Annotated in this window: 12 protein-coding genes; 6 read left to right on the top strand and 6 right to left on the bottom strand. The window is 69.1% G+C overall.

Going from position 1 to position 13132, the window contains the following annotated elements; all coding sequences use genetic code 11:
* Positions 1-134: 134 nt before the first annotated feature.
* The 3 genes from AC3ENO_RS00485 (at position 135) to AC3ENO_RS00475 (ending at position 3112) form a co-directional block, all read left to right on the top strand.
* On the top strand, positions 135-1292 hold the full coding sequence (locus AC3ENO_RS00485) for an ROK family protein (RefSeq protein ID WP_434968671.1): 1158 nt from the start codon (positions 135-137) through the stop codon (positions 1290-1292).
* A gap of 87 nt (positions 1293-1379) precedes the next feature.
* Complete coding sequence (locus AC3ENO_RS00480) at positions 1380-1826, top strand: MarR family winged helix-turn-helix transcriptional regulator (protein WP_434968670.1); 447 nt, start codon at positions 1380-1382, stop codon at positions 1824-1826.
* Positions 1823-3112, top strand: coding sequence for an MFS transporter (locus AC3ENO_RS00475; protein ID WP_434968669.1), 1290 nt, complete (start codon positions 1823-1825; stop codon positions 3110-3112). Before AC3ENO_RS00480 ends, AC3ENO_RS00475 begins: the two co-directional genes overlap by 4 nt.
* A 32-nt stretch (positions 3113-3144) precedes the next feature.
* On the opposite strand, the gene AC3ENO_RS00470 is transcribed toward AC3ENO_RS00475, so the two are convergent.
* On the bottom strand, positions 3145-4263 hold the full coding sequence (locus AC3ENO_RS00470; RefSeq protein ID WP_434968668.1) for a glycerate kinase: 1119 nt from the start codon (positions 4261-4263) through the stop codon (positions 3145-3147).
* A 41-nt stretch (positions 4264-4304) separates the two neighbouring features.
* On the opposite strand from AC3ENO_RS00470, the gene budA reads away from it, so the two are divergent.
* A complete protein-coding gene (budA, locus tag AC3ENO_RS00465) occupies positions 4305-5021 on the top strand; it encodes an acetolactate decarboxylase (RefSeq protein WP_434968667.1) in 717 nt (238 codons plus the stop codon).
* A 9-nt stretch (positions 5022-5030) separates the two neighbouring features.
* Here budA and AC3ENO_RS00460 read toward each other — a convergent pair whose 3' ends face one another.
* A complete protein-coding gene (locus tag AC3ENO_RS00460; RefSeq protein WP_434968666.1) occupies positions 5031-5579 on the bottom strand; it encodes an OsmC family protein in 549 nt (182 codons plus the stop codon).
* Positions 5580-5720: 141 nt separating this feature from the next.
* The gene (locus AC3ENO_RS00455) at positions 5721-6350 is read right to left on the bottom strand and encodes a TetR/AcrR family transcriptional regulator (RefSeq protein WP_434968665.1); all 630 of its coding nucleotides are present in this window, start codon (positions 6348-6350) and stop codon (positions 5721-5723) included.
* 83 nt (positions 6351-6433) lie between these two features.
* On the opposite strand from AC3ENO_RS00455, the gene AC3ENO_RS00450 reads away from it, so the two are divergent.
* Positions 6434-7927, top strand: a complete 1494-nt coding sequence (locus AC3ENO_RS00450) for an MFS transporter (RefSeq protein WP_434968664.1) — start codon at positions 6434-6436, stop codon at positions 7925-7927.
* 30 nt (positions 7928-7957) lie between these two features.
* On the opposite strand, the gene AC3ENO_RS00445 is transcribed toward AC3ENO_RS00450, so the two are convergent.
* The 3 genes from AC3ENO_RS00445 to AC3ENO_RS00435 are packed head-to-tail and all read right to left on the bottom strand — an operon-like array spanning position 7958 to position 11399.
* Positions 7958-8803: a transglutaminase family protein gene (locus tag AC3ENO_RS00445; RefSeq protein WP_434968663.1), complete on the bottom strand. Its 846-nt coding sequence runs from the start codon at positions 8801-8803 to the stop codon at positions 7958-7960.
* On the bottom strand, positions 8800-9732 hold the full coding sequence (locus AC3ENO_RS00440) for an alpha-E domain-containing protein (RefSeq protein ID WP_434968662.1): 933 nt from the start codon (positions 9730-9732) through the stop codon (positions 8800-8802). Before AC3ENO_RS00440 ends, AC3ENO_RS00445 begins: the two co-directional genes overlap by 4 nt.
* The gene (locus AC3ENO_RS00435) at positions 9726-11399 is read right to left on the bottom strand and encodes a circularly permuted type 2 ATP-grasp protein (RefSeq protein WP_434968661.1); all 1674 of its coding nucleotides are present in this window, start codon (positions 11397-11399) and stop codon (positions 9726-9728) included. The genes AC3ENO_RS00440 and AC3ENO_RS00435 overlap by 7 nt, the downstream gene beginning before the upstream one ends.
* Before the next feature lie 100 nt (positions 11400-11499).
* Here AC3ENO_RS00435 and AC3ENO_RS00430 point away from each other — a divergent pair, with 100 nt between their 5' ends.
* Positions 11500-13059 carry a molybdopterin-dependent oxidoreductase gene (locus AC3ENO_RS00430; RefSeq protein ID WP_434968660.1) on the top strand — a complete coding sequence of 520 codons (1560 nt, stop codon included), beginning with the start codon at positions 11500-11502 and terminating at the stop codon, positions 13057-13059.
* Positions 13060-13132 lie beyond the last annotated feature (73 nt).

Raw genomic sequence — 13132 nt, 5'->3', positions numbered from 1 at the left:
GCCAAATCAAAGTTCTCCCGGCAGTATTGCAGGACATCGCCCGAAAGATCAAGACCCTTATGCCCACGCCGCTCACGACTCCTGAATCGGTGTCCCGCGACCCCGCCCCTCCCCGTCCGGCCAGCCTGTACGCCATGTTTCGATACGCGTGGGACGCGGAAGAGTTCACCGCCAGCGACGCCATGGGCGCTACCGGCCTGACCCGGTCGACCACCATCGAAGCCATCGACACCCTGTGCGAGCTCGGCTTGGTCGTCGAGCTGCCCAACGCCCGCGAAGCCGGCGACTACCGCAAAGGGCGCCCCGCTCGCCGCTTCATCCTTCGCGCCGACGCCGCCGTTCTGGTCGGCGTGGACGCCGGGAACAGCCACATCGGCGTCACCCTCACGGATCTCCGATCACACCCCCTCTCGCAGCAACGCGCGACGCGCGCCCTCGACAGCGACGACGGGCCGACGCGCCAGGGTCTGCTCTCAGGGCTGATCGACGACGCACTCACGGCGAGCAACCGCACGCGCGAGGACGTCCTCGCGGTGTGCGTGGGCGTCCCTGCTCCGGTCGACAGGTCCGGTCGCTCCCCCCGTCACCCGAATGGCTTCTGGGAGCGCATGAACCCGGACCTGGTCGACGTCCTTTCCTGGGCACCGCTGGTGCGGATCGAAAACGACGCCTCGCTCGCGGCCTTCGCCGAAGCAGAGTGGGGCGCGGCACGAGGATGCGAGGACTACGTCGCCCTCCTGGCAGGCGACCGTCTCGGGGCGGGGGTCGTCGTCGACGGACACCTCCTGCGCGGTAGACACGGGGGCGTCGGCGAGATGGTGGCTTTCGATTATGTCCAGGGCGTCGGCGGAGCGGACGGGCTCGGCATCCGCGCGGCGCGCCTTGCCGAGGATGCGCTCGCAGCGACGGACGCGAGCGCGAGCAGTTCCCTCCGCACGCTGGGACCCGGTCAGCTCGATGGAAAGACCGTGCTTGAGCACGCGCACGCGGGGGACCCCGTCGCGCGCCGCGTCGTGAATCAGGTCGGCGACATCCTCGCGCGCATCGTCAGCGTGCTCGGGAGCATGTACGACCCCCAGCGGGTCATCGTCTCGGGTGCGATCGCGGACGGGATCGACGAGGTGGTCGCCGCCGCGCGGCGGTCCTTGCCGACGGACATCGACCTGCCCGCCCCCGACCTCATCGCCTCGACACTCGGCGCGGACGTCGTTGCGCGAGGGGCAGTCGCCGCCGCAGCCGCCCAGGCTCGCGCCCAGACCCTCGACGTCTGGCCGCCGCGCGGTCGGCGCTGACAACGCACCGCGGGCTCGCCCACGCCGATGCCCCGCGTTCGCCCACGATTCTTTAACAAAGCTAATGAGCTATGCTAAGTAACCGACATGAGCCAGTCCGCGCCCTCCGAGGATCACCCCTTCGCCGATGAGGCGACACAGGTACGCATCGGCGTATTCCGCTTCGCCAGGCGCATGCGCACCCAGCGCGCCATCGACTCGATGAGCGACGGACAGTTCTCTGTGCTTGCCTCGCTCGTGATCAACGGCCCGCAGACGCCGGGTCAGCTAGCCGACAGTGAGCGCGTGTCGGCGCCGTCGATGAACCGCACCGTCAATTGCCTACAGGACTCGGGCTACGTCGAGCGATCGGCCGACGCCACCGATGGACGCAAAGTCATCGTCACGATCACCGAGAGCGGACGCGCTGTCGTGGAGGAGACCGTCAAGCGCCGCGACGCGTGGGTCGAGCAGACGCTCGCGTCCCTGGGGAGCTCGGACCGCGAAGTCCTCGTCCGTGCCGCTGCCATCATGCAGGGACTGGCCGGAGCATGAGCACCATGTTCCGGTCCCTCGGGATCTTCAATTACCGCGTCTGGTTCATCGGCGCGCTCGTGTCCAACATCGGCGCCTGGATGCAGTCGACCGCGCAGAACTGGGTGGTGCTGACCGAGCTGACCCCGGGCGACGCGGGGGCCGTCGGCATCACCATGGCCCTCCAGTTCGGCCCCCCGCTCGCCCTGGTCGGGGTCACCGGCTGGGTGACCGACAGATTCGATCGCCGCCACATTCTGTTGGCCACGCAGGCGGTCTCGCTCCTGCTCGCGGCAGCGATCGGAACACTCATCCTCACCGGCACCATGACGCTGCCCCTCATGTATGCCTTCGCCTTGGCGCTCGGCCTGGTCGCCGCATTCGACAACCCGGCGCGTCAGGCTTTCGTGTCCGACCTCGTCACGCGCGAGAACACGAGCAATGCGGTTGCCCTCAACTCGGCATCCTTCAACGCGGCACGGATCATCGGACCTGCCGTGGCGGGCCTTCTCATCGTGCTGGTCGGTACCGGCTGGATGTTCCTGGTCAACGCGCTGACTTTTCTCGCGACGATCGGCGCGCTGCTGGCCATGCGCCGGCGCGAGCTGGCCCCCCGGGTCATCATGGAGGGCCGCTCACGCCTGTCGGACGGCTTCCGCTACGTCGGGACGCGACCCGATCTGATCGTGGTCTTCATCGTCGTGTTCCTCGTCGGCGCCTTCGGTATGAACTTCCCGATCTACGCATCCACGATGGCGCTGGAATTCGGCGCGGGAGCCGACGGCTTCGGCCTCCTGAACTCGGTGCTCGCAATCGGCTCGCTCACGGGGGCCCTGCTCGCCGCACGACGCGACCGCGCGCGGGTCCGTGTCGTCATCGCGGGGGTCCTCGGCTTCGCGGTGGCATCCGCGGTCTCGTCGGTCATGCCGACGTATGCGCTCTACGCGGTGACGCTGGTGTTCACGGGGTTCGCTGTGGTCACCATCCTGTCGACCGCCAACGGCTACGTCCAAGCCACGACGGATGCGCATATGCGCGGTCGCGTCCTCGCGATCTACATCGCGATCCTCCTGGGCGGAACACCCGTGGGCGCGCCGATCGTGGGATGGGTCGCCGACGAGCTCGGCCCCCGCGCCGCGATCCAGCTGGGGACCCTTGCCGCGCTCATCGCCGCGGCGATCGCCATCACCTGGTTGGTGTGGTCCGGGCGCCTGCACCGCGGCGGCCGACTGCGGCTTCGGTTGGATGAGACCCGCCCGCTGCGGATCGTCACCCAACCGATTGCGCACACCCCGTCGCCTCGCTGAGCACTGGCGACGCCGTGCGCCAGCGCGGGATGCTACAGCCGCCGCGAGAGGAGGGCGCCTGCTGTCTCGAGGTGACGCTGCGGCTCCGCCCGCGCGGATGCCCCCTCTCCGGCGATGTCGGTCAGCGAGAGCGTCGTGGCAAAGGCGGAGAGGTCTGCGCCCTGCTCGATACGCCCGGCCACCAGAGCTGCACGCGCCCCCGCGTCGCGAACGATTCGGGCAACGACGCACGGCAGCTTCCCCGACGCCGATCCGACGTCGTAGGACCCCTCTCCCGTGATCACGACAGTGTCGGGGTGAAGCAGGTCGCGGAGCCCGGCGAGTTCTGCCACGTATGCCGCGCCCGACACGAGCTGCGCGCCCCAGGCCCGTAGCGCGAACCCCGTACCGCCGGCAGCGCCGCCGCCCGGCATGTCGTGCGGCCCGGCGAGATGACCCGCCCACCGCGCGAGTATCGCGTCCGCCTCGGCGACCTCGCTGGCCTGCAACCCCTTCTGCGGCCCGAAGGCGGCAGCCGCGCCCCGAGGACCGCACAGCGGATTGTCGACGTCGGCAAGCGCGACGACTCCGCCGGCGGGTGGGCGCGCCATGCCCGAGAGGTCGACACGGACGAGGTCGCGCAGGCCCCGGAGGCCGGGGCGGATGGGCGAGCCCTCCGCATCGGTGAGCTGCGCCCCCAACGCGCGCAGCATGCCCGCGCCGCCGTCCGTGGAAGCACTCGAGCCCAGGCCGACGACCAGCCGCGTCACACCGTCAGCCAATGCCGCGGCCATCGCCTGTCCCAGCCCCTCCGTGCCCGCATCCCAGGGACGCAGCCTGCCGGCGAGAGCCTCGATCCCCGAGGTCGACGCCACCTCCACGACGCCGGTCGCGCCGCCTCCCCGCGGATCCGGCGGCAGCAGCACCCACACGCTGTCGTGGCGCGCACCGTCGGCGCCCGTCACGCGGACGTGGCGTCGACGCGCGCCGGGAATCGCAGCCAGAAAGGCCTCGAGGGTTCCTTCCCCACCATCCGCCAGTGGCCGGAGCACGACCTCATCACCGGGGCTCTCACGACGCCATCCGCGCGCGAGCGCTTCTGCGGCGTGGTGCGCGGAGATCGAACCCTTGAAGCTGTCGGGCGCGATCACCACCCGCCGCCGCACCGTCATGCCCGGGAGTATACGGATGCGGGGAGCGCTAGCCTCGGGTCGTGACCACACCGCGCCACACCATTCACCAGACGAGTGTCATCGCCGCGCTTGTGGACGGGGTCTACGACGGTGAGACGACCGTCGGCACGCTCCGCCGCCGTGGCGACTTCGGCATCGGTACCTTTGCGGGGCTCGACGGCGAGCTCGTCCTCGTCGACGGCACCTGCTACCGACTCCGCGACGACGGCTCCGCCTCTGTGGCCGGGGACGACGAGAGCGTGCCGTACGCCGTCGTCACCCGGTTCACTCCTCACCACTCCTTCACGATCGACGGGACGCACACGCGCGCGGAGGTCACCGCGATGATCGACGCGACCCTCGGATCCTCGAACTACATGTACGCCGTGAGAGTGGAGGGCGTGTACGAACGGATGACGGTTCGGGCGGTGCACGTTCAGCAGCATCCGTACCGCCCGCTCGTGGAGGCGACGGCCGAGCAGGCCGTGACCACCTTCTCCGGCGTGCGGGGCACAGTCGTCGGTTTCCGCACCCCGGCGTTCGAGGAGGGCCTGTCTGTTCCGGGCTATCACGCCCATTTTCTGCTGTCCGATCGCACCGGCGGCGGACATGTCCTGGACCATGTGATGACACACGGAGAAGTGCACGTGTGCGTCGGAACGGATCTGCACCTCGAGTTGCCGCGTAGCGATGAGTTCGCCCGGGCGCACCTCGACCCGGACGACCTGCGCGAACAGGTCGACCGGGCCGAGTCCTGAGGGGGTCGATCAGCGCACGGTGATCGCGGTGGTGACCGGCGTGGGGTTGGCGAACAGGTCGAGCACGGGACAGTGGGCGTCCACGACCTGGCGAAGGCGCTCATAGTCCGCTGCGCTGGCGTCCCCGCTGACCTCGATCGACACCCGCACCTGGGAGAACCCCGGCCGGACCGTGTCGTCCTTGCCGAAGAGCCGAGCGGCGTCGAGGTCGCCTTCTGCCGTGACCTCGATGCCATCGAGCGGGATGCCGAGGGCGTGCGCATACAACCGGAAGACGACGACCTGACACGCGGCGATCGCGCCGAGCGCGTACTCGACAGGACTCGCTGCCGCGTCGTCGCCGGCCAGCGCGGCCGGTTCGTCGATGACGAACTCGTGTCCGCCCGCGCGGACACGAGTCGCGACAGCTCCCTCGCCGACACCGCGAACGCGGTAGGTGAGGTGGGCTGCGGTGCGGTCTGCGTCGATTCGCGCTCCCCAGGCGGATGCCGCAGCATCCAGCCGGGACGCGCGCTCGCTGGCGATGTCAGATGCGGATGAAGAGACGAGAGTAGTCATGCGGCGACGGTAGACCCTGGACCGGCACGGCTCGAAGTCGGCCTGTCATCTACGGTCACGCCGGGTCATCTCCCGTCATGCGCGGTCATCTATCGTCATCCGGCGTACTGCGCCGCGCCACCCAGGTCAGTCGAAGCGCTCTCACGAGTCGGAGCGCACGACTCCCGCCGCGGGCAAGAGCACCTCGTCGATGATCGAGAGGAGGAACTCCCGCGTGATCGGCTCGCGCTGCGCGAGCGTGCGGAAGGACACCATGGCGGGCATGAGCGCAGCGAGGTGATCCACGTCGATGTCGGGGCGAGTCTCGCCCCGCTCTCGTGCGCGCTCAAGAAGGATGCGGTTTGCCGTGATCCGCGGCTGCAGAATCGCCGCGTACGCGGTACGGGCCAGTTCGGGCTCACGGGAGACGAGCGAGACGATGCCGCCCATGACGTGCATCTTCTGGTCGGCATCTGCGGCGGCCGGCGCCCGCACGAGAGCGACAAGGTCTCCGCGCAGAGTCCCGGTGTCGGGCAGGTGCGCAGGGTCGAGATCCTTCATCTTCATGCAGGCGACGGCATCGATGACCAGATCGGCCTTCGACGGCCACCGGCGGTAGACAGTCGCCTTGCCCGCCCCGGCCCGGGCCGCGACCATGTCGATGGTCATCCCGTCGAACCCCTGTTCTGCGAGCACGGCGATCGTCGCATCGAGGATGTCTGCGTCGCGAGAGGCATCGCGGGGCCGGCCGAGGCGGGGCGCGGCGGTGGAGGCCGTCGTCTCCGAATCCATCACACTCCTCGCTGTCCGTTCAGCCAGTCTACTTCGGGAACCGTTCATTTCCGATACTAGTCGGTTTCGTATACGCTGACGGCGTGACGACTCCGACCTCCCCGGCCCCGACGACTCCTGCAACGCGCCGATGGTGGACGCTCGGCACGGTGGCCATCGCCCAGCTCATGGTCGTCCTCGACGCGACAGTGGTGAACATCGCGCTGCCGGCTGCGCAGGCCGATCTCGGGTTCTCCGATGGTGATCGTCAGTGGGTGGTCACCGCCTACTCCCTCGCCTTCGGGAGTCTCCTGCTTCTGGGCGGGCGCCTGTCCGATCTGATCGGACGCAAGCTCGCCTTCCTCATCGGGCTCATCGGCTTCGCCGTCGCCTCGCTCCTGGGCGGTCTCGCGGGATCCTTCGAGATGCTGGTCGCCGCGCGTGCGCTGCAGGGCGTTTTCGCGGCACTTCTGGCCCCGACAGCTCTCGCGGTGCTGACCACGACATTCACCATCCCGCGCGAACGCTCCCGGGCGTTCGGCGTCTTCGGAGCGATCGCGGGAGCCGGTGGCGCCGTCGGGCTCCTGCTCGGCGGGTTCCTCACCGAGCAGTTCGACTGGCGCTGGAACCTCACCATCAACGTCTTCTTCGCGGCGATCGCCTTCGTGCTCGCTCTCGTGTTCGTGCCCGCGGCCAGCCGCCAGGGGCCGCGTCCGCAGCTGGACATCCCCGGCACGCTCCTGGCCTCGGCGGGCCTGTTCGCCCTCGTCTTCGGGTTCTCCCGCGCGGAGTCAGACGGGTGGGATGCGCCGCTGACGTGGGGGTCGCTCGTTGCCGCGGCAGTGCTCCTCGTCGGCTTCGTGGTGTGGCAGCGCGTGACCGCGCACCCCCTCCTCCCCCTCCCGGTGGTCGTCGACCGCAACCGCGGCGCATCCTTCATCTCGGTCATGATCACCGGCGCCGGCATGTTCGGTGTCTTCCTGTTCGTCACGTACTACTTCCAGCTGACGCTCGCCTACACACCCATGCAGACCGGCGTGGGTTTCCTCCCGATGATCGTCATGCTCGTGTTCGCTGCGCAGTTGAGCACGAACGTCCTGCTGCCCCGGCTCGGACCCAAGATTCTCGTGCCCACCGGAATGCTGCTGGCCGCGGCGGCGATGATCCTGTTCACGCGCCTGGGCACGGACAGCACCTATCTCGACGCGCTGGCCCCGCTGCTGGTCCTGGGGTACGGGATGGGAACGATCATGCCCGCCGCCATCCAGACGGCCACACTCGGAGTGGACCGCCGCTACGCCGGCGTCTCCTCGGCCATGGTCAACACGAGCCAGCAGGTGGGCGGCTCGATCGGTACTGCCCTGCTGAACACGCTCGCAGCCACCGCGCTGGCCGACTACGTCGCCGCCAACCAGCCGGTCTCCGACACGGTCCTGGCCGACGCCGCGGTGCACAGCTACACCGTTGCGTACTGGTGGAGCGCCGCGTTCTTCATCGTTGGCGCCGTCATCGCGGCCGTGCTCTTCCGACGCAAGCGATTCTCGGTCGCGAGCGCTTTCCACAGCGAGACGGCGGAGTCACCCGCCCTCGCGCACTGACGCCGTCGCGGGGTTGCTGCCGGATGCCTCTCACGCCTCGCGCGTGATCGTCACCTTCACCGACATGTCGCTCTTGAACGGCCCCGCATAGACGCCGCGCACCGGCGGCACGTCGTTGTAGTCGCGCCCGCGCCCCACGAGCACATGGCGGTCGCCGATCTCGGTGTTGTTGGTCGGGTCGAAGCCCTCCCACGACCCCGAGAACCACTCGACCCAGGCGTGCGACTCCCCCTCGACGGGCACGCCGACCTCGGCGTTCGCCTTCGGGTGCAGGTATCCGGAGACGTAGCGGGCGGGGATGCCGACCTCGCGCAGGGCTCCGAGCACGATGTGTGCGATGTCCTGACAGACGCCCTTGCGCGCCTCCCATGCCTCGGCGCCGGCGGAGTGGACGCCGGTGACCCCGTGGACGTACTCGACGGCGTCGCCGATCGCCATCGCGATCGCGTGCGCCGCCTGCCCGGGCTGGTCGTGCTGCGCGGCGATGGAGCGGGCGATCTCGGCCACCTCGGGGTGCGGCGCCGTGCGCGCCGTCTGCCCGAGTTGCTCGACGATCTCCACGGAGCGCGCGGACTCTCGGCGCAGCTGATCCCACGTCATGTCGGCGTGCTCAAGGGGGCGTGGCCTCACCTCGACCAACGAGCGTGCAGTAAGGGTCAGCGCGGCGTGCGGCGACAGGATGTCGAACGAGGTCACGCGCGTGCCGAAGTAGTCCACGTAGTGGTTGACCGACGTCGACGGCTCGATGTCGAGGGACGCGCTGAGCACGAACTGGCTGTCGGTCGAACCCGGCAGCATCCGCGCCTCGTTGTACGACGCCGACACATCGCCCTGGTACGCGAAGGCGGTCTGGTGCTCGATGCGCAGGCGCTTCATGAGAGCTCTCCGATCCAGCTGGGCTCTGATTGCGTCGGGAAGAAACGCTGACGGATCGCCTCCGACGCCTCGCGGGTCACGACCTGCACGCGTTCCATCTCGTCGGGAAGATCGCTGAGGATGTCGGCGACGGGCGTGTACTCGAGCTCGTTGCGGATGCGGCCGAGGACGCGCAGCACGGTGTTGGAATGCCCCACGCGGTCGGCGCGCGGGTCAATGGCTGACATACACTCCTCGGCCTGCTGGATGGAGTAGATGATCGACCGCGGAAACAGGCGGTCCAGCAGCAGGAACTCCGCCGCGTTGCGCGCACTCGGGATGCCGCGGTAGGTGCGCAGATATGCCTCGTATGCGCCGCACGAGCGGAGGATCGTCGTCCACGACGGCCCCGACGCCTCCGTCAGCGACCGCGTCGCGAGGAGCCGGGCGGTCATGTCGGCGCGTTCGATGCTGCGTCCGAGGGTGAAGAACTGCCAGGCCTCGTCCCGGCTCGTGGACGAATCGACGATCCCCACCGCGAGCGCCGCCCGCTCACGCGCCCACTGGAAGAAATCGTGCACCTTGTCGGTCTGGAGACGTCGCGGCATCCGGGAGTTCGTCGTGTTCAGACACTCCCACAGCTCGGTGGAGACGATCTCCCTCGCGCGTCGGGCATTCTCGCGCGCGGAGGTGACCGAGTACGCGATGCTCGATGGATTCATCCGGTCGACCGCGAGCCGCTGCAGAACGTCCCCGCGACCGACGACCTCCAGCCCGTCCGGGGGAACCGATCCCATGACACTCAGGAGCGAACGGCAGGCGGTGTCTTCGTCGATCCAGGGATCTTCGAGCAACAGCTGGAGGTGCACGTCGAGGATACGAGCGGTCCCGTCGGAACGCTCGATATAGCGACCGATCCAGAAGAGACTCTCGGCGATGCGGCTCAGCATGGTGCGCCATCCTTGCCCTGCTGCTGTTGCTCCTGCTGCTCGGAGTGCGAGCGTGGCCGCTCCTGCGGCGAGTGCGTCGGCTGGGTCTGCTCGGGGGAGATGATCGGAATCGCCTCCGTGACCGAGGCCTGATCGGCGACGAGCCCGGCAAGCCCGTGGCCCTGTCCGTACTCGACGTGGGGCGGGGCGTCGCCGCCGACGATCCACGTGTCCTTCGATCCCCCACCCTGACTGGAGTTGACGACCAGTTGCCCCTCGGGCAGGGCGACGCGGGTCAGGCCTCCGGGAAGCACCCACACTTCGTCGCCGTTGTTCACCGCGAACGGGCGCAGATCGGCGTGCCGCGGCCGCACTCCCTCCTCCACCAGAGTCGGGATGGTCGAGAGCATGACAACCGGTTGCGCGATCCATCCGCGGGGGTCGGCCAGCAGCCGCTTTCGCAGCCGCTCGAGTTCGGCGGGTGAGGCATCCGGCCCGACGACAAGACCCTTGCCGCCCGAGCCGTCAACGGGCTTCACGACGAGCTCGTCGAGGCGGTCGAGCACCTCCTCGAGAGCGGTGGGGTCCTCCAGGCGCCACGTGTCGACGTTGCGCAGGATCGGCTCTTCGGCGAGGTAGTAGCGGATGAGATCGGGCACGTAGGTGTAGAGGAGCTTGTCGTCGGCAACGCCGTTGCCGACCGCGTTCGCGATCGTGACGTTGCCCAGTCGTGCCGCCAGCAGCAGACCGGGAGCTCCGAGCATGGAGTCGGCCCGGAACTGGAGCGGGTCGAGGAAGTCGTCGTCGACGCGCCGGTAGATGACATCCACGCGCTGCGGTCCCCGAGTGGTGCGCATGAAGACCTTGCCGCCGATGCAGACGAGGTCTCGGCCCTCCACGAGCTCGACCCCCATGAGGCGAGCCAGCAGCGTGTGCTCGAAGTAGGCGGAGTTGTACACGCCGGGCGTGAGCACGACGACGTTCGGATCCTCGATGCCGGGGGGCGCCGACGCACGCAGCGCACCCAGCAGTTTGTTCGGGTAGTCGCCGACCGGACGCACCCGCATCGACACGAACAGCTCGGGAAGGGTCTGGGCCATCACGCGCCGGTTCGAGATGACGTAGCTGACCCCGGAGGGCACGCGCACGTTGTCTTCGAGTACGCGCATCTCGCCGTGCTCGTCACGGATGAGGTCGATGCCCGAGACCTGGATGCGTACACCGTTGGCGCTGTGGATGCCCGCCGCCTGCCGGTAGTAGTACTGCGACGAGGCGATCAACGCCGCAGGCAGGACACCGTCGCGGACGCAGTGCTGCCGGCCGTACGCGTCGTCGAGGAAGGCCTCCAGCGCCCGCACCCGCTGCGACACACCCGCCTCGATCCGCGACCACTCGTCGTAGGTGATGACCCGGGGCACGGCATCCAGCGGGAAAGGGCGTTCCTCCCCCGCGAAGTCGAAGGTCACCCCCTGCGCGAGGTACGAGCTTGCCAGGGACTCGGTGCGACCTCGCAGCTCTTCCTGCGTCATCTGCGCGAGCGCCTGATACAGCTCCCGATATGCGCGCCGAGACTCGGCGGATCCGTCCTTGGCAGGTGCCTTCGCGAACATCTCGTCGAACGGAGGGACTCCGGAAGCGGTCTTTCGCGTCGACGCGGTGGAGCCGTATCCGTCGAACAGGTCACCCATGGCACGAGCCTAGCCGCGGGCGTGTTGCACGGGTGTTTCCATCTTTCCGATTCCTTACGGACGGGCCGCACCCTGCCGATACGCCATTAGCCTCGGGAACGTGGGTGACACCCGACGCACGAAAGACACCGCTGTCGCCGCTCTCGCAGGAGCCGCCGCGGCGGTCCTCGGAGCGGGGATCGGAGAGCTGTCCGCGGCTCTGTTCGCTCCCGCATCCAGCCCCTTCGCGGTCATCGGCGGTGCGATCATCGACGCGGCACCCCCCTGGGGCAAGGACCTCGCGATCGCGTTGTTCGGCACGAATGACAAGATCGCGCTGCTGACGGGCATCGGGATCGTCCTGGTTCTGCTCGCTGGGCTCGCGGGCATCCTGCAGGTGCGCAGACCGCCGTGGGGACTCGTGCTTCTCGGCGCGTTCGGCGCCGTCGGAGCCGTCGTCGCCCTGACCCGCAGCGACGCGAGCGGCATCGCCTGGCTCCCCTCGGTCATCGCCGGCGCCGTGGCGGTCGTGACGCTCCACCTTCTCGTCCGGATGCTGCAGCGCCGCGCCGATCGCGCGGTGGAGGATGCGCCGGACGCGGGTACCCGCCCCAGCCGCCGTCAGGCGTTGGCGTGGATGGGCGGCGCCACCGTCGTGGGCGTCATCGCGGCAGTGGCCGGAAACATCGCCCGTGGCGGAGCACGCGCGGTCACGACGGTGCGCGAGGCACTGACCCTCCCCGCGCCCGCGACCGCGGCGCCCCCGGTACCCGCCGGTGCCGAACTCGACATCCCGGGCATCTCCCCCCTCATCACGCCGAACGCCGAGTTCTATCGCATCGACACCGCCCTCGTCGTTCCGCAGGTCGACCCTGCGACGTGGAGCCTGCGCATCCACGGCATGGTCGAGGAGGAGATCGAGCTCACGTGGGACGAGCTTCTCGACCTGCCGCTGGAGGAAAGCACCACGACACTCACCTGCGTCTCGAACAACGTCGGCGGAGACCTCGTCGGCAACGCGGTGTGGCTCGGCTACCCGATCCGGGAGTTGCTCGCCCGGGCGCGGCCGACCGCTGAGGCCGACATGGTGCTATCGATGTCGGTCGACGGCTTCACCGCGGGGACTCCGTTGGAGGCGTTGACCGACGACCGCAACGCGATCCTGGCGATCGGCATGAACGGGGAACCGTTGCCGCCCGAGCACGGCTTTCCGGTGCGGATGGTCGTGCCGGGCCTGTACGGCTACGTCTCGGCGACCAAGTGGGTCGTGGACCTCGAGGTCACCCGATTCGATCGGGCGGAGGGGTACTGGACGCCGCGGGGCTGGTCGGCGCTCGGTCCGATCAAGCTGCAATCCCGCATCGACGTCCCGCGTTCGGGAATCACCCTTCCGGTCGGCGAGACCGTCATCGCGGGTGTGGCCTGGCAGCAGCACATCGGGGTCGCGGGGGTCGAGGTGAAGATCGACGACGGCCCCTGGCGGCAGGCCGATCTTGCCCCGGCGATCTCCGACGACACCTGGGTGCAGTGGAGCATCCCCTGGGCTGCTGACGAGCCCGGCCAACACACCATCCGGTGCCGCGCGACCAACGTCGAGGGCCAGACCCAGACGCCGGACCAGGCGCCCCCCGCTCCCGATGGCGCAACCGGCTGGCACACCATCATCGCCAACGTCGCCTGACCCCGCCATCCGCCGAACCCACACCGTCCGCGGCGAGCCCACACCTTACACGCGCAAGAACCTGTGGGTTCGG

The organism is Microbacterium sp. bgisy207 (assembly GCF_057706855.1).
Note: the sequence above shows the minus strand (reverse complement) of the source record. Positions and strands in the feature narration are given on the sequence as shown.